Here is a 24,012-nt window from a genome sequence, read left to right on the forward strand (position 1 = left end):
CGGACCCCGCGGTTCCATTCGCCCCCGGCGGTTTTATTCGACCCCCGAAACGTCCCTCCATCTCTGAGCCCGATCGCTTTGCTGCTCGAACGGTCGACAGTCATGCCCGGCCGCCCTTGCGCCCGATCATCGTGTGACCTACGATACAGAACTAACCGAGCGAGCGCTCGGTCGGGCCGTGACGGAGATGTTCCGGTCCCGACACGATGAAGGGCGACAGTCAGATGGCAGCCGACAGCACTTCCAGCACCACGCGGCATGTGTGGACGCGGCTCTACCCCGCCGGAGCCGGTGAGACGCCGGAGATCCACGACGCATCCACGGCCCATGCGTGGAACGCCCGTGTCGAGGAGGCCCCCAGTCAGATCGCCGTGACCTACCGTGGACGCAGGTTCACCGCCGCCGACATCGACCGTGAAGCCGAGGCGCTCGCCGCTGGGTTCCTCTCCCGCGGCCTGCAGAAGTCGAACATCGTCGGCATCTACCTCCAGAACGTCCCGCAGTTCGCCGTGGCACTGCTTGCGGCCTGGAAGATCGGCGTCGTCCCCCTCGTCCTCAACCCCATGTACCGCGGCCGCGAACTGCGCGCGCTCATCGACGATTCGGCCGCCTCGGCGCTCATCTGCGACGAAGCAGACCTCGGCCAGGTTCGTGAGACCCTCACCGGCGGCTCCCTGACCTGGGTGCTCATCACCGATGACGACGAATACGATCGGGACCCCTCCGACCTCACCGGCGACGCCCAGACCGCAGCTGTCCGTGAGTCAGAAACCACTCCCGCCGAGGCGACCCCCGCCGAGTCCGGGATCGCCGTTGATTCGTGGGGTCCCTTCCTCGCCTCCCAGCGCACCGACGCGCCCGATCACCGCACCGAACTGCTGCCGGGCCTCGACGACGCCGCCCTGCTCACCTACACATCGGGCACGACCGGGCCGGCCAAAGGCGCCGTCGGCACCCACCGCAATGTTCTCGCCGTGGCCCGGTCGTACGGAGATTGGCTGAACCTCGACGAAGGCGACGTCATGCTCGCCATCGCCCCGCTCTTCCACATCACCGGAGCCGTCGCCTGCGCGGCGACCTCGCTGATCTTCCCGATCACGCTCGACTTCATCGGCCGCGTGAACGCGGACAAGATCGTCGCCGCCATCCGTGATGACAAGGTCACCGTGACCATCGGCTCAATCACCGTCTACAACGCACTGCTCGAACACGAGTCCGCCACAGCCGAGGACCTGCGGAGCATCCGCTACCTCTATTCCGGTGGAGCCCCCGTGCCGCCGGCCACGGTCGAGCGTTTCCGGAACCGGTTCGGCCACTACATCCACAACATATACGGGATGACCGAAACCGCCTCCGCGGTCATCGGAGTCCCGCCGAACACGGAGGCGCCCGTCGACCCGGCCACGGACACCCTGGCCATCGGCGTGCCGTTCCCCGGACTCGAAGCCCGCATCGTCGACATCGCCGACGGGACCGTCGTCACCGATTCCAGCGCCGGCGAACTCGAGTTGCGCGGGCCTCAGATCACGCCCGGCTACCTCGGCAAACCCGAGGCAAACAAGGCAGCCTTCGACGAGGGCTGGTTGCGCACCGGCGACGTCGGCGTCATGGACGATGCCGGGTGGATCTATCTCGTCGATCGGATCAAGGACCAGATCAACGCGTCCGGCTACAAGGTGTGGCCGCGCGAGGTCGAAGACGTCCTCTATGAACACCCGGCCGTGCTCGAAGCGGCCGTCGTCGGCCAGCCCGACGACTACCGCGGCGAGACCGTCGTCGCCTACGTCTCCCTGCGCACCGGCCAAGACGTCAGTGCCGAGGAGCTCATCGCCTTCGCGAAAGAACGCCTCGCAGCGTACAAGTACCCGCGCACCGTCCACGTCATGTCAGACCTGCCGAAGACGCACACCGGAAAGATCCAACGCCGGGTGCTGCGAGACTCCGGAAGAGAAACAGCGTCAGATAGATAGGCACCACTGACCGACAACCATTCAAGACAGGAGAGACATTGAGCGAATCAACGATCGGACGCCGTTTCGAAGGGCAGGTCGCCCTCGTGACGGGATCGAGTCGCGGTATCGGACTCGGCATCGCCAAGCGGCTGCAGGTCGAAGGGGCGACCGTCGTCCTCACCGCCCGCAAGCCCGAACCGCTTGCCGAGACTGTCGCAGAATTCCCTGAAGGCACCGTGATCGGCATCGCGGGCAAGGCCGATGACCCGGCCCACCGGACTGAGGTCTTCGACACTATCGCGAAGAAGTACGGCCGCCTCGACGTCCTCGTCACGAACGTCGGCATCAACCCGGTCTACGGTGACACTGTCGACATCGAGCTCGATGCCGCCCGCAAGATCCTCGAAGTAAACGTCCTCGGCACTCTGGCCTGGATCCAGGGGGCCGTCCATCACGAGGGACTGAAGTTCCGGGAGAACAAGGGTCGGATCCTATCCATCTCCTCGGTCGCCGGCCAGAATCCGAGCAAGGGCATCGGCCTCTACGGCGTCTCGAAGGCCGCCGTGGCCCACCTCGTGAAGACCCTTGCCGTCGAACTCGGACCCGATATCCGCGTCAACGGAATCGCCCCTGCCGTCGTCAAGACCCGCTTCGCCACCGCGCTCTACGAAGGCAGAGAAGCCGAAGTCACCGCCGCCTATCCGGCCGGCCGGCTCGGCACTCCCGAGGACATCGGCGCAGCTGCGGCCTACCTCACGTCGTCCGACTCCGACTGGATCACCGCCCAGATCCTCACCGCCGACGGCGGACTCATCACAGCAGGAGGCACAGCATGAGCCACATTCCAGCAGACGTCGAAGAGCTGCGCCAGCGCACCCGCACCTTCATCCGCGACGTCATTATGCCCGCCGAGCCCCATCCGGGGGACTACCTCGACGAAGCGGTCCTGACCGACCTCAAGGCCAAAGCCAAGGAGGCCGGAGTCTTCGCTCCACACGTGCCCACCGAGTGGGGCGGCCAGGGCGTGCCGATCGAATTCTGGTCCCCGGTGTTCCAGGAGGCAGGATACTCGCCGATCGGGCCCGCCGTTCTCAACTGCATGGCACCCGATGAGGGCAATATGCACATGCTCGCCCAGATCGCCACGCAGGAGCAGAAGGAGCGGTTCCTCGCCCCGCTGGCCGCCGGCGACGTCCGCTCCTCCTTCGCCATGACCGAACCACATCCAGGCACCGGCTCCGACCCGTCGGCGCTGGCGACCCGCGCGGTCAAGGACGGCGACGAGTGGGTCATCACCGGTGACAAGCGCTTCATCTTCGGAGCTGAGCTGTGCAGCTTCTTCATCGTCATGGCCGCCACCGACGCCGAGGACTCGGCTGCGACGACCGAGGGCTCGGGTTCCGCGCAGGCGAAGAAGGGCCAGGCGGCCACGATGTTCCTCGTGCCCAAGGACACCCCGGGTGTCAGCGTCGGACGGCCGATCCACACCGTCGACCGCACGATCGCCGGCGGCCATCCCTACGTCCACTTCGACGATGTTCGCGTCCCCGCCTCGGCCATCCTCGGCGAATCCGGCAAGGGCTTCGCCTACGCCCAGGTACGCCTGGCGCCGGCCCGTCTCACGCACTGCATGCGGTGGCTGGGACTGGCCCGCCGGGCGCTGGACACAGCTCTCGACCGTGCCGACCACCGCGAGGCATTCGGCGACGTCCTCGCACGTCAGGGTCTCGCGCAGGAGCTCATCGCGCAGTCGGTCATCGACATCGAAACCTCTGACGCGATGATCACGAAGACCTCCGAAGTGCTCGCCACCGATGCGAAGGAAGCGAACTCGCGGTCCTCGATCGCGAAGGTCTACTGCTCCGAAGCCGTCTACCGTGTCATCGATCGGGCCATCCAGCTCACCGGCGGCGACGGCGTCTCCGACCAGCTGCCACTCGTCCAGTACCTCAACGACGTCCGTCCGTTCCGCATCTACGACGGCGCCACCGAGACGCACAAGTTCGCGATCTCCCGTCGCGCCTCATCGAAGCGGCGCAAGGAAGTCGCAGCGGGAGCTCCCCGACTCGACATCGTGAGGGGGGCGCGTTGACCGAGAAGCTCATCGACGTCGTCGACACCGCCGCCGAGGCGCAGGCACTGTCCGCACCGCCCCTGCTCATCGTCGACATCCTCAGCGACTACCTCGACACGCACGGCTTCGGGTCCGGCCCCGTCCGCTGGGATCGCATCGGCGAGGGCCAGTCGAACGTCACCTTCCGGATCCGGCGTGATGACCTCGATGTGGTGCTGCGCCGCGGACCGCGCCCGCCGATCCCGAAATCGACCCACGATATGGTTCGCGAAGCAAAGATCCAGAAGGTCCTCGGTGCTCAGGGAATGGCCGTGCCCACGATCCTCCACGTCTGCGAGGACGAATCGGTCCTCGGCGTCCCGTTCTACATCATGGATTTCGTGTCAGGAACCGTGGTCACCGAGACCCTGCCCGATTTCCTCGCCGAGGCGGCCGACCGTCGAGCTCTCAGCGAAGCCCTCGTCGACCGCCTCGTCGACCTCCACTCGGTCGACGTCGCCGTTCCCGAGGTGGCCGCGCTCGGTCGTCCGGACAGGTACCTGGAGCGCCAGGTGAAGTTGTTCGCCTCCCTCTGGGGGAAGAACACTCAGCGGTCGCTGCCCCAGGTCAGCCGCCTCGGTGACTGGTTGGCTGCGAGCATTCCGGCCACTCAGCGGCACGCGGTCGTCCATGGCGACTACCGTGCCGGAAACGCGATGATCGCGTCCTCGACGCCGGTCGAGGTCGCAGCGATCCTCGACTGGGAGATGTCGACCCTCGGCGATCCGCTCGCCGACCTCGGCTACTTCCTCGTCACCTACACCGACCGCGAGAATCCGCGCACGGTCATGGACCTCACCCCGGTCACTGCGGGGGAGGGGTTCCTCACCCGTTCTGAACTCGCCGAGCGCTACCAGCAGAAGACTGGCCTCGACCTGTCCGTATTGCCTTGGTACGAGGCCTTCGCGCTGTGGAAGGCCGCGATCTTCAGCGAAGCCATCTACACCAGATGGCTCAACGGAGAGGCGCCGCCGGCCGGTAACTTCACCGGCAGCCTCGAGACCGGGGTCCCCGAACTCATCGCAGCCGCCGAAGCCATCGCCTCCACCGTCGTGTAACGACGAGCGAGATAGGAGTATCCGCACCACCGAGCACCACCACAGATATATACAGCACCACCTCCAATGAAGCAGTGGAAAGGAAGCCATGACCGATACGATCGCAGGGACAAAGGTGCCTCTGCAGCTGAAACGGCGATCCGTCGTCGCGAGCACCATCGGTAATATCCTCGAATGGTACGAGTGGAGCGCTTACGCGGTGTTCACGCCCTTCATCGCCGCCGCGATGTTCAACAGCGAGGACAAAGTCTCCTCCGTCCTCGCGACCCTCGGTGTCTTCGCCGTCGGGTTCCTCATGAGACCTCTGGGCGGGATCGTGTTCGGCAAGATCGCCGATGTAAAGGGTCGCAAGTTCGTCCTCATCGTCACGATGCTCATCATGGCAGGCGGTTCGTTCCTCATCGCCGTCCTGCCGACCTACGGTCAGATCGGCGTCTTCGCCTCACTGATCCTCCTCCTCATCCGAGTCGCGCAGGGCTTCGCCCACGGCGGCGAGTCGGCAACGGCGAACTCATATATCGCCGAGATTGCTCCGGCCCACAAGCGCGGTTTCTGGGGCTCCATCGTCTTCGTCGCCATCTTCGGCGGTTCGGTCGTTGCCTACACCATCGGGGGCGTAATCACGAACGTCTTCTCCGAAGCGGCGGTTTCCGACTGGGCATGGAGGATTCCGTTCGCGCTCGGCGGTCTGCTCGCGCTCGTTGCGCTGTGGATGCGGCGCGGAATGGTCGAAAGCGATGTCTTCGAAGCCGATGAAGCCGAAGAGACCGTCGCCCCGACTCCTCTCGACCGCGGCCGTGTGGCTCGTGCGATCGTCCTCGTCGTGCTCATGACCTCGGGAATCACTGCGGCTCACTACACCTGGACGTCGTACGCGTCGACCTTGGCGATCACCGAGCGCGGTATGGATGCGCAGACCGCTTACTGGGCGACCGTCGGTGCGCAGATCATCGCACTCGCGTCGCTGCCCTTCTGGGGATTCCTCTCCGACCGGATCGGTCGTCGGCCGGTGCTCATCGGCTTCGGAGTGCTCATGGCGATCCTGCAGTATCCGCTCATGGGCATGATCACGGACACTGGCTGGACGTTGTTCGTTGCGTCGACGCTGGCACTGCTCGTGGTCTCGATGGCAGGAGCCTTGCTGTCGGCAGTCCTGTCCGAGGCCTTCCCGACGAAGGTCCGCACCCAGGGAATCGGCTTCGCCTACTCGGTCTCCGTGGCTGTGTTCGGCGGAACAGCACCGTATCTCAATGGACTGTTCAACTCGCTCGACCTCAGCTGGCTCTCCAGCGGCTGGGTGGTCCTGCTCTGCCTGGCAACGATCGTCGCCGTGGTCAAGCTGCCCGAGACCAAGGGCAAGGACCTCAACGCGATCTGAACATCGCGGCGGGACCGTAGCGCCGCCTCGGCGAATTTGGGTCGCTATCGGATCTCGGCGCCCGAATCTAGGTCGCTATCGGATACTTCTGAGCAGGAAACTATCCGATAGCGACCTATTTCTGCATCGGAGGTAGAGAGGAGCTGTCGCGGGGAGCTGGTCTTCGCGGCGGTTGGAAGAGTGGTCATAGTAAGGGGACCAGCAGGGGGTTTGTCGGGGATGATTTCATTCACTAGAATCGGAGGCGCAGTCTCAGCCGGAGGCTTCAGAAGCCCATCTGCTTCAGAAGCCCATCTGGTTCTGCGCACAACTTCATACGCCGCTAAGACAAGACGTGGGAGAGCTGCCGCAGTCAGGCCGAATCGAGCCGGACTTCCGGGCAGCGCCGTAGGTGCAATTCCCTCCCCGGGAAACTCTCAGGCCCAGTACCACCGATTGCAGGCATATCTGAAGGACGCGAGTTCGCCGCACACCTGCGGTGCGACCACGCATCCGACAGATCGGGGAGGACACTCAGCGATCGCTGCGTCCTCCCATCGGTGGACGCAACACCGACCCTAGGACGGCAATTGACCAGTTCACTCGCCCATACGACGCAGGCAACAGGGGACACCGCACGCCCCTTCTCCGACCGCCACATCGGCCCCCGCGCCGACGACGTAACGGCCATGCTCGCCGAACTCGGCTATGACTCTCTGGAAGCGCTCTCCGCCGCTGCCGTCCCGGAATCCATCCAGAACGACGAGCTCAACCTGCCCGCAGGACGCTCCGAGTTCGACGTTCTGAACGACTTGCGCGACCTCGCCGACCAGAACGTCATGCGCACCCAGCTCATCGGTCAGGGCTACTACGACACGATCACCCCGGCTGTCATCCGCCGCAATCTGGTCGAGAACCCCGCCTGGTACACCGCCTACACCCCGTACCAGCCCGAGATCTCCCAGGGCCGGCTCGAAGCGCTGCTGAACTTCCAGCAGGTCGTCCAGGACCTCACCGGCCTCGACATCGCCAATGCCTCCCTCCTCGATGAGGCCACCGCCGTCGCCGAGGCGGTCCTGCTCATGCGTCGAGCCGTGAAGAAGGGGACAACCGTCGTCCTCGACTCCGAACTCCACCCGCAGACCATCGCCGTCGTCCGCGCCCGGGCGAAGGCCATGGACTTCCGCGTCACCGTCGCCGACCTCGCCGAGGGCCTCGTCGGCGAAGACATCTTCGGCATCGTCTGCGCCCAGCCCGGCACCACCGGCGCCATCCGCGACTTCACCGAAGCCGTCGACGGAGCGCACGACCGCGGAGCACTCGTGACCTTCGACGCCGATCTGCTGGCCCTGACCCTGCTCAAGGACTGCGCCTCCCAGGGCGCGGACATCGCCGTCGGCTCCGCCCAGCGCTTCGGTGTGCCCCTGTTCTTCGGCGGCCCCCACGCTGGTTTCATGGCTGTGAAGTCCGGACTCCAGCGCCAGCTGCCCGGCCGCCTCGTCGGCGTGTCCAAGGACTCCCAGGGCAAGCCCGGCTACCGCCTGGCCCTGCAGACCCGCGAACAGCACATCCGCCGCCAGAAGGCGACGTCGAACATCTGCACCGCGCAGGCACTGCTCGCCAACGTCGCCTCCATGTACGCCGTCTACCACGGTCCCGTCGGCCTGACCCGCATCGCCTCCCGCGTCCACCGCCTCGCTCACGCGTTCGCTGGTGCCGCGGACACCGCCCCGGGAGCCGAGGTGGTCACCAGGGAATTCTTCGACACCGTGGCACTGCGCGTCGCCGATGCCGAAGCGGCCCGCTTCGTCGCCGACCAGGCCGGTTACAACATCCGCGTCATCGACGACTCGACCGTCGGCGTCTCCTTCGGCGAACCCCACACGGTCGCCGACGCAAACGGTCTGCTCGAAGCCCTCGGCATCTATGCCCGGATCGACGCGGACGACTTCGAAGCCGCCTCGGCGGGGACCTTCGGAGCCAACGCCGTGCCGGAGCCCGCCTTCGATGCGAAGTTCCACCGCGACACCGAATTCCTCACCCACCCCGTCTTCAGCGCGCATGGCTCCGAGACCTCGATGATGCGCTACCTGCGCACCCTGGCCGACCGGGACCTCGCGCTGGACCGGACGATGATTCCGCTTGGCTCGTGCACGATGAAGCTCAACGCCGCCGCCGAGATGGAACCCATCACCTGGCCGGAATTCGCCTCCATCCACCCCTTCGCCCCGGCCGAGCAGACCGAGGGCTGGCGTGCACTCATCGGTCGCCTCGAGGACTCGCTCGTCGAGGTCACCGGCTACGACCGCGTGTCCCTGCAGCCCAACGCCGGCTCGCAGGGTGAGCTGGCCGGACTGCTCGCCATCCGCGCTTACCATGTGGCGGGCGGCGACGATGCCCGCACCGTCGTGCTCATCCCGCAGTCCGCGCACGGCACGAACGCCGCCTCCGCGGTGCTCGCCGGACTCGAGGTCCAGGTCGTGGCGACGGCCGATGACGGCTCCGTGGACATGGACGACCTCGATGCGAAGATCGTCAAGCACGAAGGCAAGATCGCCGGCATCATGATCACCTACCCGTCGACCCACGGTGTCTTCGAACCGCAGATCCGCGAGGTCTGCGACAAGGTCCATGCCGCCGGCGGCCAGGTCTACGTCGACGGTGCGAACCTCAACGCCATGGTCGGACTCGCCAAGCCCGGCGAATTCGGCGGTGACGTCTCCCACCTCAACCTGCACAAGACCTTCTGCATCCCCCACGGAGGAGGCGGCCCCGGAGTCGGCCCCGTGGCGGTGCGCGAACACCTCGCTCCGTACCTGCCCGGCGATGCCACGCTGCCGGAGCTCGTCGCCGGTGACCCGGACGCCAAGGAGCTGCCGATCTCCGCATCGATGTTCGGCTCCGCTGGAGTCCTGCCCATCAGCTTCGCCTACCTCGAACTCATGGGCGCCGAGGGACTGCGCGAGGCCTCGCGCGCGGCTCTGCTCGGTGCGAACTACCTGGCGAAGAAGCTCGGCGACGTCTACCCGATCCTCTACTCGGGTGAGAACGGACTCGTCGGCCACGAAACGATCCTCGACCTCCGTGCGATCACCTCGGCGACGGGAGTCACCGCCGAGGATGTCTGCAAGCGCCTCGTCGACTTCGGCTTCCATGCCCCGACCCTGGCCTTCCCGGTGCCCGGCACCCTCATGGTCGAGCCCACCGAATCCGAGGACAAGGACGAGCTCGACCGCTTCATCGAGGCCATGCGCACCATCCGCGCCGAGATCGACGAGATCGGCAAGTCGTATACCTACGAAGAGTCGCCGCTGGCGCTTGCGCCGCATCCGGCGACCGTGGTGATGGACGACTGGGACGGCAAGTACAGCCGCGAGACCGCGGTGTTCCCCGTTCCCGGACTGCGCCACACGAAGTACTTCCCGCCGGTCAGCCGCATCGACGGAGCCTACGGCGACCGCAACCTGGTGTGCTCCTGCCCGCCGCCAGAGGCCTTCGAAGAGTTCGAGGAAGAGGACAAGTGATGACCGATACGACCGCGAACACACCCAGAGAGACCCCGCTGCACAGCATCCACGCCGAGCTCGGTGCGTCGTTCACCGACTTCGGCGGCTGGGACATGCCGCTGAAGTACGGTTCGGAACTCGCCGAACACCGTGCCGTCCGTGAAGCCGCGGGCCTCTTCGACCTCTCCCACATGGGTGAGGTGCGCATCTCCGGAGCCGACGCCGCAGCCTTCCTCGACTACGCGCTCGTCGCGAAGTATTCGAAGATGAAGATCGGCAAGGCCAAGTACGGAGTCATCGTCAACGAGTCAGGCGGCCTTCTCGACGACCTCATCACCTACCGCATCGGCGACGAAGAGTTCCTCATCGTCCCCAACGCCTCGAACACGCCCACCGTGGTCGCCGCGCTCAAGGACCGCGTGCACCAGTTCGTCCAGACCGTCGCACCCGGCTCCGATGTGCACCTGACCGACGAATCCGATGCCACCGCGCTCATCGCCGTGCAGGGCCCGAACTCCGAGGCGATCATCCTGCGCGCCCTCGACGAGTCCGGCCACGGCGAATTCGGACCCCGCACCGGCGCCGGGGACCAGGCGAAGGCCCAGGTCACCGACGATGCCAACGGGGGAGCCACCTCGGCGGGGGATGCGAAGATCACCATCGGTCAGGCGGTGCGCGAACTGGGGTACTACGCGTGGATGCCGCTGACGATCGCCGGGATCGACCTCATGCTCGCCCGCACCGGATACACCGGTGAGGATGGGTTCGAGCTCTACGCGCCGAACATCGGCGCCACCCGCCTGTGGAACACGCTCGTGACTTCGGGCGCGGACTACGGACTCGTTCCCTGCGGACTGGCCGCACGCGATTCGCTGCGCCTCGAAGCCGGCATGCCGCTCTACGGCAACGAGCTCGATCAGAACACCACCCCGTACGACGCAGGGCTGGGCCGGATGATCGGGTTCAAGACGAAGGACGACTTCTTCGCCCGCGAAGCCCTTGCGAAGCTCGGAGAGACCGAACCGCCGCGCGTGCTCGTCGGCCTGAGTTCGGAAGGACGCCGTGCCGCCCGTTCGGGAGCCGCCGTGTCGATCGACGGCGCTGAGGTCGGCACCGTCACCTCCGGTCAGCCCTCGCCGACGCTCGGCCACCCGATCGCCCTGGCGTACATCGATCGGGACCGCGCCGAGGTGGGCACCGCCGTGACCGTGGACATCCGCGGCAAGGCACACGACTTCACCGTCACGCAGCTGCCGTTCTACAAGCGCCAGGCCGACTGAAGCTCTCACCCACAAATCATCCTGGCGGGACCGGTGACTCGTAGACTGGTCCCACCTGGCACAACAACGTCGTGACCGCCCCTTCCGGCGGCAGTCACAGTAAGGAAGACACATGGCACAGCTGCCCCCGCTCCCACAGAACTTCACCTACTCCGCCGAACACGAATGGGTCGACGGCGCTGCTGATGAGCTCGTCGGCAAGACCGTCAAGGTCGGCATCACCGCCGTCGCCGCCGATGCCCTCGGCGAGGTCGTCTACGTCGACCTGCCCGCGGTCGGCGACACCGTCACCGCAGGTGAGACCTGTGGTGAGGTTGAAATCCACGAAGTCCGTGTCCGACCTCTACACCCCGGTGACCGGCGAGGTCGTCACCATCAACGAGGCGGCCGTGGACTCACCCGGACTGCTCAACTCCGACCCCTACGGCGAGGGCTGGCTGTTCGAGGTCGCCGTGACCGAGGTCGGCGAAGTCATGGACGCCGCCGGCTACGCCGAGGCGAACTCCCTCTGAGCCTCATCCTCCGGGCGGAGGATATCAACCCTGAAGCGGGGTCGGTCGAGGTCGGTGCCGACACATCGTCGGCATCGGCTCGCCATGCACGTAAGTGCACGGCTGTTCGGTCGGCCCCGTCGTCATCTCATCAGAAACGAAGTGATTGCCATGCCATTGAGTGTCTTCGACCTCTTCACGGTCGGCATCGGACCGTCGAGCTCCCACACCGTCGGACCGATGCGTGCCGGCGCGAGCTTCATCGACCTCCTCGGCGAAACGCTGAGATCCGTGGCGGATCTGCGCGTCGACGTGTTCGGTTCCCTGGCCGCCACCGGCGCCGGTCACGGGACCTTCGACGCCATCCTCATCGGCCTCGAGGGCTGCCGCCCTGATCTCATCGAAGCCAACGAACTCACCGCCCGGCGGACGCGGATGTCCGAGACCGGGACGATCATCCTCGGCGACTCGACCGGCAACGGCGTCGAACTCAAGTTCACCGAGGATGACATGGTTAAAAGACCGCTGACCGTCCTCCCGCGCCATACGAACGCCATGACTGTGACCGCCTATGATGCTGCCGGGGAGACCCTCGCCGAGGAGACCTACTACTCCGTCGGCGGCGGATTCGTGACCTCGGAGACCGAATTCCTCGAGAAAGAGAAGACCGCCGAGGATGGTGCAGCTGCCGATGACGGCGGCGACGGTGCGGCTGGTGCCGACGGCGGCGACGTTGCGGCCGGCGACGCTCGCGACGTTGCGTCCGGCGACGGCGGCGGTGCAGGCGCGGGCGTCGAGTTCGCGGTCGCGGATTCTGTCGTCGATGCCGAACTCGAGTCCTACGACGAAGAGCTGCCCTACCCCTTCCACTCCGGAGTCGAGCTGCTTCAGCGCTGCCGCGAGAACGATCTGTCCATCGCCGAGATCATGCACGCCAACGAACTGTCGATGCGCGACGAGGACGAGATCCGGCACGGACTGCTCCACATCTACTCGGTGATGGAGGAATGCGCTTCGGCGTCCCTGGACCGCTCCGGTTATCTGCCCGGAGGGCTCAAGGTCCGCCGCCGCGCACACGACTGGTACCTCAAACTCAAGGCCGAAGACCCCGACCGGAATCCCGGCTACTACCTCGAATGGGTCAACCTCATCGCGATGGCCGTGAACGAGGAGAACGCCTCGGGAGGCCGCGTCGTCACCGCGCCGACGAATGGGGCGGCCGGCATCATCCCCGCCGTGCTGCACTATGCGCTCAACTACGTTCCCGCGGTGATGGAAGGCGGCGAGTCCGCGAAGCACCGGGCCACCGTCGACTTCCTGCTCACTGCGGCGGCCATCGGAGTCCTCTATAAGGAGCGGGCCTCGATCTCCGGCGCCGAGGTGGGCTGTCAGGGAGAGGTCGGATCCGCCTCGTCGATGGCCGCCGGGGGACTCGCCGCCGTCATGGGCGGGACGCCCGAACAGGTGGAGAACGCCGCCGAGATCGCGATGGAGCACAACCTCGGCCTGACCTGCGACCCGATCTCCGGACTCGTGCAGGTGCCCTGCATCGAACGCAATGCGATCGCCGCCGGCAAAGCCATCAACTCCTCCCGCATGGCGCTGTGGGGTGATGGCCAGCACCGGGTCAGCCTCGACGAGGTGATCGAGACGATGCGCCAGACCGGCGCGGACATGTCCTCGAAGTACAAGGAGACAGCGATGGGTGGCCTCGCCGTCAACGTCGTCGAGTGCTGAGGCAGGACGGGTCGTCGAGTGCTGAGGTCAGTGCGTCTGAGGTTCGGAGCCAGTCAAGCGGCGCTCACCTGAGTCGCGGCCTCTCGAGCCGGCTTTGCGCACTCATCTACTTCCGTACCTCTGCAGCGGCCTGAAGCAGCGGGGAGAAAGAGTTAAGTGTGCGAAGAATGCCGAAAATCGGCCTCTCAGCGACATTCTTCGCACACTTAACTCGTGTCGGCGGCGGCAGGCGCGCAGCATCCGGCTGATGGCGGCGCTGCGCGAACACCTTCGCGCCTGCGCGAACTACCTCGCAGCCGCCGCGAACCCGCTCGCAGAGCCTCAGACGGCAACCTCGGGCAACAGGCCCCCTTGCTATCCAAATTCAAGTGAAGTGACATGGAACACGTGGAACCCTTGTTCCAACTGCGTTCAAATGTAACGAAACGATAACGAACCTCTGGCGCGGTATGAGCGCGAAGGAGCGCCCCGTCACATCCCAGAGATGCCATGGGCAAGGCCGGGTCTGTTACATGTCGGTAGCTCGGGGCGATCATTGCGGAAGTGTCCCGGAATCGGCACTTTCGAGGTTGACGCTCGATCTCAGCCCGTTAGGTTTGTTGGCGTGATTAACGCACTCGCTGAACCGAAGACGCAAATCGACGTCCGGACTCCAGAACTGGAGGACGGACAACATCTATGGCGGCTCGCGAAAGACACAGCCGTGCTCGACCTGAACTCCTCGTACTCGTACCTGCTGTGGTGCCGCGACTTCGCGGACACCTCGGTGATCGCACGAATCGACGGAGAGCCCGCCGGCTTCGTCACCGGGTACACCCGTCCGGAGAATCCGGACACCCTGATGATCTGGCAGGTCGCCGTCAACGAGAACTTCCGTGGGCACGGGCTCGCATCGACCATGCTCCATGAACTGGCCGACCGGACCGGTGCTCTCCGCATGGAGACGACGATCACCGACGACAACGCGGCGTCCAACCGCCTGTTCCAGGCGTTCGCTGAGAAGCGAGGGGCCGGATTCAACCGTCGCCCGCTGTTCACCCCGGACCTCTACCCGGACGGCCACGACACCGAGTACCTCTACGAGATTGCACCCCTGTAACGAGCCTCATCCCGGCGCCGCGCGGCCCCCTGTTCCAAGGGCGTGGTCGCGCCAGGTGCCAGGAGGCGGAAGAGATCGCCCGCAGTGAGCGGCAGCGGCCACCGCCTCGGCGACTGCATCCGATGCAGACGCAGAACTTAAAGAAGTCGAAAGGACTCAAGTCATGACTGAAAGCGCTAAGCCCACACCCACTGACAAGCCCGACATCTTCGAAACTCGCGAGTCTGCCGTGCGCAGCTACTGCCGTTCCTGGCCCGCGACCTTCGCCCGTTCGCAGGGCGCAAAGCAGTGGGACGAGGACGGCAACGAGTACCTCGACTTCTTCTCCGGAGCCGGTGCCCTCAACTACGGCCACAACAACCCGGCCGTGATGGGCCCGCTCATCGAGTACCTGCAGTCGGGCGCCGTGCTGCACTCGATGGATATGAAGACCCCGGCCAAGCGTGAGTTCCTGCAGACCTTCCAGGACCTCATCCTCAAGCCGCGCGGACTCGACTACTCCGTCATGTTCCCTGGACCGACGGGAACCAACACCGTCGAGGCGGCTCTCAAGCTCGCTCGCAAGGTGACCGGCCGCCAGCACATGCTCTCGTTCACCAACGCGTTCCACGGCATGACGCTGGGATCGCTGTCGGTGACCGGCAACTCGATGAAGCGCGAAGGCGCAGGCATCCCGCTGACCAACAGCTCGAAGATCCCGTACGACGACTACTTCGACGGAGAGGTCCCGGACTTCCTGTGGCTGGAGAAGGTCCTCGAGGACTCCGGCTCGGGCGTCGATAAGCCCGCCGCTGTCATCGTCGAGACCGTGCAGGGCGAGGGCGGACTGCGTGCCGCTCGCGCCGAATGGCTGCGCGCACTGTCCGACCTGTGCAAGAAGCATGACATCCTCCTCATCGTCGATGACGTGCAGGCAGGCTGCGGCCGTACCGGTTCATTCTTCAGCTTCGAAGAGGCCGGCATCGAGCCCGACATCGTCTGCCTGTCGAAGTCGATCTCCGGTTCGGGTCTGCCGCTGGCGCTGACACTGTTCCGTCCCGAACTCGACGTCTGGGAGCCCGGTGAGCACAACGGGACTTTCCGGGGCAACAACCCCGCATTCGTCACCGCGACGGCCGCCATCAAGACCTTCTGGGCCGACAACGAGTTCCAGAACCAGCTTGCGGACACCATCGCCGCTCTGCACCAGCGTCTCGACGGAATCGTCGAGAAGGCTGAAGGTGCTTCGGTCCGCGGACGCGGCCTGCTGGCCGGCCTCTGCTTCGAAGACCTCGAGGTGGCGGAGAAGGTTGCCGCCTACGCCTTCGAGAACGGCCTCCTGCTCGAGACCTCGGGCGCCGATGACGAAGTCATCAAGATCATGCCGCCGCTGACGATCGACTCGCGCGATCTGCAGGCGGGCCTGGATATCATCGAGGCCGGAGTGGCCAAGTTCGCTCCCGCCGCTGCCGAGGCCGCACTGGCCTGACCCACCTCTGCCCGGGCCGGCGTCGCAGCAGTGGCGCCGGCCTGAGCTTTGGGCCGAACCGAGCTCACCGGCTCCGCGGTCCATTCGGGTCAGCGGACTCCGTCGGTGCACGACAGGAGTTCGCGGCCCACCCCCTGAATACTTTCACCGACCTTCTGCGAAAGGACCACAGATGTACGTAGTCAACCGAGATGACCTCAACGACACCGACCGCGATATCAAGTCCGAGACCTGGCGCTCGCGCCGCATGGTGCTCGGCAAGGAGCGCGTCGGCTTCTCGTTCCACGACACCGTGATCTACGCCGGAACCACCTCGACGTTCCACTACCAGAACCATGTCGAAGCCGTGTATTGCGTGCAGGGCAAGGGAACGCTGACCGATCTGGAGACCGGTAAGGAATACCCGCTCCACGATGGCGTCATGTACCTCCTCGACGGACACGAGAAGCACACCGTCGTGGCCGAGGAAGAGCTGCGCATGGCCTGCGTGTTCAACCCGCCGGTCACCGGTCGTGAGGTCCACGACGAGAACGGCGTGTACCCGCTCATCCTCGAGGATGATGCGGCACCCGCGAACTGATACGGCTTCTGATTGCTGAGTCGGTGGACACCGGCTGAGCTTCACTCGCCGAGGCGGCCCGAGCATTGCGCTCGGGCCGCCTTTTTCGTGTGGTTGAGTTGAGCGCTTGAGAGGCACGATTGAGCGGTGCAGTTGAGCTGGCGCCGGGTGGACTTCAGGTGTGATAATCTTCGGTCATACAATTTTCAAGTTTCGTGACTTCTCGTTGCCGACTGCGCATTCGTTGACTCCCACTCAGGCATCCCCTTCCATCCATCTTCAGTTGGAGTCTCCATGAAGTTCCTCAAGCGCGCCCTTGTGGCGTCCGTTTCCGCTCTTGCTCTCGCCATCGGTCCTGCCGTATCCGCCGAGGCAGCCAGCACCTCGTTCGACGTTACAAAGCTCTGGGGAGACAGCGTCGTTGTGTCCGACTGGAACTGCAAGTACATGAACATATACATGAAGCACAAGAAGTCTCGGGTTGAGGACTGGGACGTAACGGTTGAGGTAAGAGGGCGTCACGGTTACGACGATTCAGCATGGTTCTCGTCGTACGGCGGTTCTTCGAAAGATAGATACATGGTCTGCCCGTCGTCGTCAGGTTTGGGCAAATATACTTTGGGCCCCTCGGAAGTGAGTGCGTTCTACTACGGCGATTACAACGACTACGAATACGGATCGGTTGAACGCACTGACTACACCAAGGGCTCTTTCTACGTCCGCGGCAAGTCCTACGCGTCGCTTTCTGCAAAGCGCAAAGGCAGCACGGTCACTCTGACCTCGTCGACGAAGGTCTATAACCCCGAGCACTACAGCAAGGTCAACTACAACCCGAAGGTGAAGTTCCAGGTCAAGTCCGGCAGCAAGTGGAAGACTCTGAAGACAGTCACCGCGAAGAAGGGCAAGGCCGTCTACAAGGTGAAGTCGAAGAGCAAGCGGTACTACCGCGTCACCTTCAGCCAGGTCAGTTGGGCGACCGGTGCCACCTCGAAGTCGGTCAAGCGCTGATTGTCGCATGAATGACCGGCACTTTCGGGGTGATCCGTCTCAGATGAATCGCCTCGAACGCGCCGGTCTCTCTCCGACTCTAACCGGGGTACCGAGGACGATGTCCCCCTGTTACGGTGGCCGCACAACCCGATCTGCGGGGGCGATGAGCAGTCACGCCACCGCCCCGGCAGACGGCACATAGCGAAGGAAGGAGAAATGATGACATCAGTGTCAGCTGCGACCGCAACCACAGATCTCTATCCGACTCGCTCCGGTGAGACCACTGAGGTTCTCCCGCGCACGGGTCCGATCGTCTTCGGCTCCTCCGAAGATGGCCCCCTCGCGGCGGCGGAGCTCAAGCACTTCGAGGACACGGGCTATCTGACGATCGATCAGCTCATCACATCCGAAGAGCTGAAACTCTTCACTGACGAGCTCCAGAGGCTTTCGCGCGACCCGGAGGTGAAGGCCGATGAGCGCACCGTCGTCGAAGCCGAGTCCGATGAGGTCCGGTCGATATTCGACATCCATCGCACCAATGAGATCTTCAGAAAGATCGCGAACGATCCGCGCCTCGTCGACCGCGCACGGCAGATACTCGGAACCGATGTCTATATCCATCAGAGCCGGATCAACTACAAGCCGGGATTCGTGGGCAAAGAGTTCTCCTGGCATTCGGACTTCGAGACCTGGCATGCTGAGGACGGGATGCCCGCTCCGCGCGCGGTGAGTCTTTCGCTGTCGCTGACGGACAACTACTCATTCAACGGTCCGCTGATGATCATGCCCGGCTCGCACAAGCGCTGCATCAGCTGTGTGGGAGGCACTCCCGAGGACAACTATCGGAAGTCCCTCATCATGCAGGGTGCAGGCACCCCGGATCGTCAGACTCTCAGTGACTTCGGCGACGAGTATGGCATCGACGTGCTCGAAGGAGCGGCCGGCGGGGCGATCATGTTCGACTCCAACTGCATGCATGCGTCGAACGGCAATGTCACTCCGTTCTCGCGCTCGAATATCTTCATCGTGTACAACTCGGTGGAGAACACCTGTGTGGAACCCTTCGCAGCGCCGAAGCCGCGTCCGGAGTTCGTCGGCAGCACTGACTTCACTCCTGCCGGTCGGTGAGGCCTCATACGCAATGAATTCGGTCGCTGATGCCCTGCACCCGCCTGGCACTCCCTGCGGAGTGAACGCATCAGCACAGAAAGGGTCCGGTGCCGCAGTCGCGTCGCCGGACCCCTTCTGCCTCCCCGCAGACCTCGACAGGTCGCGACTACTCGATGATCCTCAGGTCTGTCCCACGCATCACCCCGCGGGACCCTTCGAACGGGTCCAAGGCTTCCATGAGCGGAAGCCACAAGACGCCTAAATCGGCAGTCCTCTTGCCTCCGTAACCCTTGGGCACGGCGATTCTCGTTGTCGCGGAGGTCCCCGATCTCGGAATCGGTGACAGTCCAGATGACCACCTGTGGTGGATCATCATTCGTGAACGTCACACGGCGGGAATCGGCCGTGACCGACCATCCGGTCGCCTCGGCGAGGGCAGTTGCCAACTCAGCGCGATCGATACTCAACGGGACCTCCTGAGGGTCAGGGGACTGCTTGCGGACCTTGGGGAATGAAAACACATCGGGCGCCCCTGAGAAGGTAGCGCCCGATGTGTCTGCGAAATCAGAATGATCGCAGCATCACTCGTTGTCGGAGCGAACCTTCTTCCCGCGGTCATGCCAGAACTTCGTTGTGGTCACCTCGTCGGTGCCGTCCCAGGCGTCGACCTCGGTGTTGATGCGCTTGAACGTCGGCAGATCGCCGCGGCGGAAGACCGGTTCGAAGCCGGCCTTGCGCTGCTGCTGGTAGTTCTTCAGCAGCGAGAACACCAGTGGAGAGAGCATCAGCAGTGCGAAGAGGTTGATGAGTGCCATGATCGCCATGAAGATATCTGCCGCGGTCCACACCAGGTCGAGGGCCGCGATCGCACCGATGAACACCGAGACCATGACGATGACCTGATACACGCGCAAAGCGACGCGGTTCGTCGTCAGATGCTCGATATTCGCCTCGCCGTAGTAGTAGTTGCCGAGGATCGACGAGAACGCGAAGAGGAAGATCGCCAGCGTGAGGAAGTGGATCGCCCACTGCCCGAGCTGACCGCTCAGCGCCGTCTGCGTGAGCTGGATGCCCTCGGCGGAGCTGCCGTACTCCGGGTTCGACAGCAGAATGATGAACGCGGTGATCGAGCAGACGAGGATCGTATCGAAGTACACACCGAGCGCCTGCACGAAGCCCTGTTTGGCCGGATGCGACGCCGAGGCGGTCGCCGCCGCGTTCGGCACCGAACCGATACCGGCCTCATTGGAGAACAGACCGCGCTGGACACCGATGAGCATGATCGATCCCAACGTACCGCCGGCGATCGAATCCATGCTGAACGCGTCGGTGACGATCGTGGCGATCATCGACGGCACGGCACCGATGTTCATCACCACGACGATGACGCCGACGATGAGGTAGAGACCGGCCATGATCGGCACCAGGTACGCCGAGATGTTCGAGATGCGCTTGGCCCCGCCGGCGAAGATCGCGAAGGCGGCGACGGCGATGATCGCCCCGGCCACGGCAGCGAAGACGCCGTCTGAACTCTCGACTCCGAAGGATGCGCCGACGGCGTCGACGATGGAATTCGACTGCACCGAATTGAACACGATGCCGTAGGTGATGGCGACAATCACGGCGAAGACCAGTCCGAGCCACTTCATGTTCAGCCCGTGCTTGATGTAGTACGCGGGACCGCCGCGGAAGTTCGGGCCGTCCTTGAGCTTGTACAGCTGTCCGAGAGCCGATTCGGCGAAGGCCGTGGCGCCGCCGACGATGGCCGTCAGCCACATCCAGAACATCGCACCAGGGCCACCGAGCGAGATCGCCAAAGCGACACCGGCGATGTTCGCCGTTCCCACCCGCGAGGCCGCGGAGATCGAGAATGCGCGGAACGGCGAGATGTTCCGGTTGCCCTCGGAATCCCGTCCGCCCGGCTCCACCAGGGTGCGGAACATCTCGGGCAGCAGGCGGACCTGAACGATGCCCGTACGGATGGTGAAATACAGACCAGTGGGGATAAGAACAGCCACGAGGATGTACGACGATACGGTGCTGACACTGTCGAAAGCACTCTGGAGCATCTCCATCGAACTGCGCCTCCTTCGGCAATTGTGCTGGAGAGGATCGGAGGTGCGGAACGCGAGGACTCCGTCCGTGGTTACTCCCAGTCTGCCACCTCCGGTTCCGCAGCTGTGGCAGTGGCCCCTGCTTGAAGGTCACCATCAGCCCGCAGCCGAGTCAGCGTCGGCCGAGGCGAAGGCCAGTGTCGACACCGGCAGGATTCATGTTCCGTCCACTCGCGCATCATCCGGAACTTGCTCGGGACCCCTAATCTGGGCGGCCTAGTACTCAACGTTCGGCCACCGCGCAGCAGTTGGATCCGGTGCCCGAACGCCACCCGCAGTCTCCGTGGAGGAGTTCTGAAATGCCCATCACCCTCGCCACCCCCACCTCCGATCACTCGCCCCGCGACCTCAGCACCGGTGCCGCCGACACCGTGATCGATCCCGCCCGCGTTCGGGTCCCGCCCCTGGTCATCGCACACCGAGGTGCGTCCGCCGACTGGCCGGAGAACACGATCCCCGCGTTCATCGCCGGCATCGACCAGGGCGCAGACATGATCGAGACCGACGTCCACATGAGCGCCGACGGTGAGCTCGTGATCATGCACGACACCACCGTCGATCGCACCACCGACGCCCGCACCCTGTACCCGAATCGACAAGACCGCAGCATCGCCGGCATGAACGCCGCCCAGATTGCCACGCTCGATGCCGGAAGCTGGAAGGGCGAGGAATTCGCCGGTGTCCGTGTGCCCCGCCTCGCCGAGGTGCTCACCCTCGCCCACGACACCCGCACCGGCCTGCTGCTCGAGGTCAAGCATCCCGAGCTCTATCCCGGAATCGCCGAGGCGGTCCTGTCCGCCCTGCGCACCGTACCGAACTACCTCGACCGGGCTTTGGCCGCCGGCATGCTCGTCGTCCAGTCCGCGAACTGGGCATTCGTCGAAGAGTTCCACGCGCTCGCCCCGGAGATCCCGGTCGGTGTGCTCGGCCGACCCTGCCCGGACGAGCTCCAGGACTTCGCCGACTGGGTCGACCAGGTCAACCCCGAATTCTGCGCGGCCGACGAGGACTTCCTCACCGCCATCCACGAGCTCGGAATGACCAGTTTGGTGTGGACCGTCGACGATCTCGGTGAGATGGAACGAGCTATCGACGTCGGCGCCGACGGCATCATCACCAACGCTCCCGACCGCCTCGTCGAGGTCGTCGAAGCTCTCTAGAGGAGGCTCTATAGGCCCCGCGTCGGCTCAGGCGTGGGCAGGCCGGTGGATGATGAGGACAGAGAGCAGGACGCTGGACATGATCGTTCCGCCCATCCCGACCGGTCCGGCGATCGGGCCGAAATAGAGGGAGGCTGCGTCGCCGAACATCCTCGCCGCAGAGATCATGAACGCGGCCATACCGCAGACCACGGCGACTGCAGTCAGAACCTGGGCGAACCTCGGCGGGCGACGAGCCTGTTCATCTGCATTCGCATCGTGGAGTCGTGACAGGGTGTTCAGACCGAAAATGCTGGTCGTTGAGGCGGTGAGGGCTGCCATCGCCGCGAGGAATGCGACGGGTGCAGTGGCATCGGCGAAACTGCCCACGGACGGTCCGAAAGCGAAGGCCACCGCGATGATGAGAGCAGAGACGATGAGGACTGTGGCCGAGACCAGGGAAGCGGGGCGACGGCGAGGGAGCTGTGGAATCGGGTCGGCCGCCTCGGTGTGGGGATTTGCAGGGCCGGCGGAGTCTGGGACTCGACCGAGCATCGTCGCCAGCACACCGGCAACGATGAGCGGATAGGCCACGATCGTCAGCGGGCGCAGGAGCCACAGATTCGCTGCGATCACTTGCCCGACATTCGAGTCTCCGGCGGCGGTGGAGATGAGCGAGGCCAACCCAGATGGGACGAACAGCAGCACGGTGACCACAGTGAGCACTGTGCGGGGGCGGGGCGGCAGTGTCCGCATGAGGACAATCCCAGATGCACCGGCGACGAGCAGGATGCCGAGCTGGGCCCACGCGCGGACCGGACTCGTCGTGAAGTACACATCGTCGGCGCTGATGAGAAGCGCGGCGCTCGCCCACGATAGGCAATGGACGAGAAATGCCACGACCGTCAGTGAGAAGTCTCCAGGGCTCAAAGAGGCAGGTCGCTCGACAGAGTCTCGGTCGGCGACGGCCTCAGCGCCACGCTGTGCGGCGGTGGTCATGGCCCGGCGCTGCGTTCGCTGCCGCTGACCTCAGTGCTGTCGTCCGACTGGGCGGTGTCGTCGGGCTGGGCACGGTCACCGGGTCGGGCGGCGTCGTGAGTCGGTGCGCAGTTGAGTGTGCGAACCGCGAGCACGAGGCTGCCGAGGACGAGGCCGAACATGGAGACGACCCAGCCCGTGTATCCCAGGCTGGAGACCGGTGGATATCCGACGGCGAGCAAGGTCGATTCCAGGCACAGAAGCAGTCCGCAGGCGACGATGACGAAGGCCAGAGTGCGAGCAGATCGGGGGGTGGTGCCGGACGAAGACGAGCCTGGGGCCGGCTCATCGGACGGCAGCGACCGAGACTCGGCGACGACCCGCAAGGCGGCGACGGCGGAGACGAACCCGACCGCTGCGCCCAGCGCATTGAAGGCATCACCGTACTCGAACAGGAACATGGCGTCGACGAACATGGTTCGCAGCAGCCAGACAAGGAGCACGATCCCAGTCGCAGCGAACAACCCGATGGCGGCAGTACGCGAACGGCGGCGGAGGACTGCGGGGGCGGCCGCCTCGGCGACTGGGACGAGGCGGGCCGTGACCGCGGCCAGGGCAAGGGCCACGACGATCGGGAAGGCCACTGCGACGATGAGATTCAGGACGCCCAGGGCCGTGGTGAGCGTGGGATTGCTGGCCAGACCTCCGGCGTCGGTGCCGAGCATGTCGATGGTGAAGATCCACTTGAGCGCTTCGACGGCGCAGAGGAACACGATGACGACGATGAACACGTTGCGGGCGATCGGGCGAAGACCGCGGGCGATCGTGATCGCGGCGGCGCCGGAGACCGCGATGAGCGCGAGGCGCAGGAGGCTCGGGCCCGGTGACGTCACATAGGAGTCTTGGGCCTTGACCTCGAGGAGCCCTGCACCGATCCAGGCGACGAGGAAGACGACGGCAGCAACGACGGTGATGGCCATTCTGCGGGCGTCGAGGCCGATTCTCGGGTCATGGGCGTCGGTGTTCGGTGCGGTGGTCATGGCCCTATGCTCCCATAAAAA

Annotated in this window: 17 protein-coding genes, 1 pseudogene and 1 riboswitch; of the genes and pseudogenes, 15 read left to right on the plus strand and 3 right to left on the minus strand. The window is 64.8% G+C overall.

What is annotated here, in order from left to right; translation table 11 throughout:
* Positions 1–224 precede the first annotated feature (224 nt).
* The 14 genes and pseudogenes from AC3CD9_RS18615 to thpD all read left to right on the plus strand — a co-directional run bounded on the left by AC3CD9_RS18615 (position 225) and on the right by thpD (position 18,738).
* Positions 225–1,970 (plus strand): class I adenylate-forming enzyme family protein, encoded by a 1,746-nt coding sequence (locus tag AC3CD9_RS18615; RefSeq protein ID WP_488365485.1) that lies wholly within the window; start codon positions 225–227, stop codon positions 1,968–1,970.
* A 38-nt stretch (positions 1,971–2,008) separates the two neighbouring features.
* Entirely contained in the window at positions 2,009–2,788 is a 780-nt protein-coding gene (locus AC3CD9_RS18620; protein WP_488365486.1) for an SDR family oxidoreductase, read from the plus strand.
* On the plus strand, positions 2,785–4,044 hold the full coding sequence (locus tag AC3CD9_RS18625; RefSeq protein WP_488365487.1) for an acyl-CoA dehydrogenase family protein: 1,260 nt from the start codon (positions 2,785–2,787) through the stop codon (positions 4,042–4,044). Before AC3CD9_RS18620 ends, AC3CD9_RS18625 begins: the two co-directional genes overlap by 4 nt.
* The gene (locus tag AC3CD9_RS18630; protein ID WP_488365488.1) at positions 4,041–5,123 is read left to right on the plus strand and encodes a phosphotransferase family protein; all 1,083 of its coding nucleotides are present in this window, start codon (positions 4,041–4,043) and stop codon (positions 5,121–5,123) included. The genes AC3CD9_RS18625 and AC3CD9_RS18630 overlap by 4 nt, the downstream gene beginning before the upstream one ends.
* 88 nt (positions 5,124–5,211) lie before the next feature.
* On the plus strand, positions 5,212–6,501 hold the full coding sequence (locus tag AC3CD9_RS18635; RefSeq protein ID WP_488365489.1) for an MFS transporter: 1,290 nt from the start codon (positions 5,212–5,214) through the stop codon (positions 6,499–6,501).
* 325 nt (positions 6,502–6,826) lie between these two features.
* A riboswitch (glycine riboswitch) is annotated at positions 6,827–6,942 on the plus strand.
* Between the two features lie 128 nt (positions 6,943–7,070).
* Positions 7,071–10,004, plus strand: coding sequence for an aminomethyl-transferring glycine dehydrogenase (gene gcvP / locus AC3CD9_RS18640; protein ID WP_488365490.1), 2,934 nt, complete (start codon positions 7,071–7,073; stop codon positions 10,002–10,004).
* Complete coding sequence (locus AC3CD9_RS18645) at positions 10,004–11,266, plus strand: glycine cleavage system aminomethyltransferase GcvT (protein ID WP_488365491.1); 1,263 nt, start codon at positions 10,004–10,006, stop codon at positions 11,264–11,266. Before gcvP ends, AC3CD9_RS18645 begins: the two co-directional genes overlap by 1 nt.
* Positions 11,267–11,378: 112 nt before the next feature.
* Positions 11,379–11,778, plus strand: a pseudogene (gene gcvH, locus AC3CD9_RS18650) (glycine cleavage system protein GcvH).
* A gap of 150 nt (positions 11,779–11,928) precedes the next feature.
* Entirely contained in the window at positions 11,929–13,494 is a 1,566-nt protein-coding gene (locus AC3CD9_RS18655) for an L-serine ammonia-lyase (RefSeq protein WP_488365493.1), read from the plus strand.
* 703 nt (positions 13,495–14,197) lie between these two features.
* Positions 14,198–14,593: a diaminobutyrate acetyltransferase gene (ectA, locus tag AC3CD9_RS18660; RefSeq protein WP_488365494.1), complete on the plus strand. Its 396-nt coding sequence runs from the start codon at positions 14,198–14,200 to the stop codon at positions 14,591–14,593.
* A gap of 163 nt (positions 14,594–14,756) precedes the next feature.
* Positions 14,757–16,061: a diaminobutyrate--2-oxoglutarate transaminase gene (gene ectB / locus AC3CD9_RS18665; protein WP_488365495.1), complete on the plus strand. Its 1,305-nt coding sequence runs from the start codon at positions 14,757–14,759 to the stop codon at positions 16,059–16,061.
* 172 nt (positions 16,062–16,233) lie between these two features.
* Positions 16,234–16,641 (plus strand): ectoine synthase, encoded by a 408-nt coding sequence (locus AC3CD9_RS18670; RefSeq protein ID WP_488365496.1) that lies wholly within the window; start codon positions 16,234–16,236, stop codon positions 16,639–16,641.
* Between the two features lie 273 nt (positions 16,642–16,914).
* The gene (locus tag AC3CD9_RS18675) at positions 16,915–17,628 is read left to right on the plus strand and encodes a hypothetical protein (RefSeq protein ID WP_488365497.1); all 714 of its coding nucleotides are present in this window, start codon (positions 16,915–16,917) and stop codon (positions 17,626–17,628) included.
* Between the two features lie 201 nt (positions 17,629–17,829).
* Positions 17,830–18,738, plus strand: a complete 909-nt coding sequence (gene thpD, locus AC3CD9_RS18680; protein ID WP_488365498.1) for an ectoine hydroxylase — start codon at positions 17,830–17,832, stop codon at positions 18,736–18,738.
* Positions 18,739–19,301: 563 nt separating this feature from the next.
* On the opposite strand, the gene AC3CD9_RS18685 is transcribed toward thpD, so the two are convergent.
* On the minus strand, positions 19,302–20,795 hold the full coding sequence (locus AC3CD9_RS18685) for an alanine/glycine:cation symporter family protein (protein WP_488365500.1): 1,494 nt from the start codon (positions 20,793–20,795) through the stop codon (positions 19,302–19,304).
* 338 nt (positions 20,796–21,133) lie between these two features.
* Between AC3CD9_RS18685 and AC3CD9_RS18690 the strand changes: the two genes are divergently transcribed.
* Entirely contained in the window at positions 21,134–21,994 is an 861-nt protein-coding gene (locus AC3CD9_RS18690) for a glycerophosphodiester phosphodiesterase (RefSeq protein ID WP_488365502.1), read from the plus strand.
* A gap of 27 nt (positions 21,995–22,021) precedes the next feature.
* Here AC3CD9_RS18690 and AC3CD9_RS18695 read toward each other — a convergent pair whose 3' ends face one another.
* Complete coding sequence (locus AC3CD9_RS18695; protein WP_488365504.1) at positions 22,022–22,873, minus strand: hypothetical protein; 852 nt, start codon at positions 22,871–22,873, stop codon at positions 22,022–22,024.
* A gap of 95 nt (positions 22,874–22,968) precedes the next feature.
* Positions 22,969–23,991 carry a hypothetical protein gene (locus AC3CD9_RS18700; RefSeq protein WP_488365505.1) on the minus strand — a complete coding sequence of 341 codons (1,023 nt, stop codon included), beginning with the start codon at positions 23,989–23,991 and terminating at the stop codon, positions 22,969–22,971.
* Between the last annotated feature and the right edge of the window lie 21 nt (positions 23,992–24,012).

The sequence above is a fragment of the Brevibacterium sp. MGP-B1 genome, from assembly GCF_057766545.1.

Coding starts and splice junctions, on each gene's coding strand:
- AC3CD9_RS18685 (WP_488365500.1), bottom strand. CDS start 20,795: ATGGAGATGCTCCAGAGTGCTTTCGACAGTGTCAGCACCGTATCGTCG.
- AC3CD9_RS18675 (WP_488365497.1), top strand. CDS start 16,915: ATGAAGTTCCTCAAGCGCGCCCTTGTGGCGTCCGTTTCCGCTCTTGCT.
- AC3CD9_RS18670 (WP_488365496.1), top strand. CDS start 16,234: ATGTACGTAGTCAACCGAGATGACCTCAACGACACCGACCGCGATATC.
- AC3CD9_RS18690 (WP_488365502.1), top strand. CDS start 21,134: ATGCCCATCACCCTCGCCACCCCCACCTCCGATCACTCGCCCCGCGAC.
- AC3CD9_RS18635 (WP_488365489.1), top strand. CDS start 5,212: ATGACCGATACGATCGCAGGGACAAAGGTGCCTCTGCAGCTGAAACGG.
- AC3CD9_RS18615 (WP_488365485.1), top strand. CDS start 225: ATGGCAGCCGACAGCACTTCCAGCACCACGCGGCATGTGTGGACGCGG.
- AC3CD9_RS18645 (WP_488365491.1), top strand. CDS start 10,004: ATGACCGATACGACCGCGAACACACCCAGAGAGACCCCGCTGCACAGC.
- AC3CD9_RS18700 (WP_488365505.1), bottom strand. CDS start 23,991: ATGACCACCGCACCGAACACCGACGCCCATGACCCGAGAATCGGCCTC.
- AC3CD9_RS18655 (WP_488365493.1), top strand. CDS start 11,929: ATGCCATTGAGTGTCTTCGACCTCTTCACGGTCGGCATCGGACCGTCG.
- AC3CD9_RS18625 (WP_488365487.1), top strand. CDS start 2,785: ATGAGCCACATTCCAGCAGACGTCGAAGAGCTGCGCCAGCGCACCCGC.
- thpD (WP_488365498.1), top strand. CDS start 17,830: ATGACATCAGTGTCAGCTGCGACCGCAACCACAGATCTCTATCCGACT.
- ectB (WP_488365495.1), top strand. CDS start 14,757: ATGACTGAAAGCGCTAAGCCCACACCCACTGACAAGCCCGACATCTTC.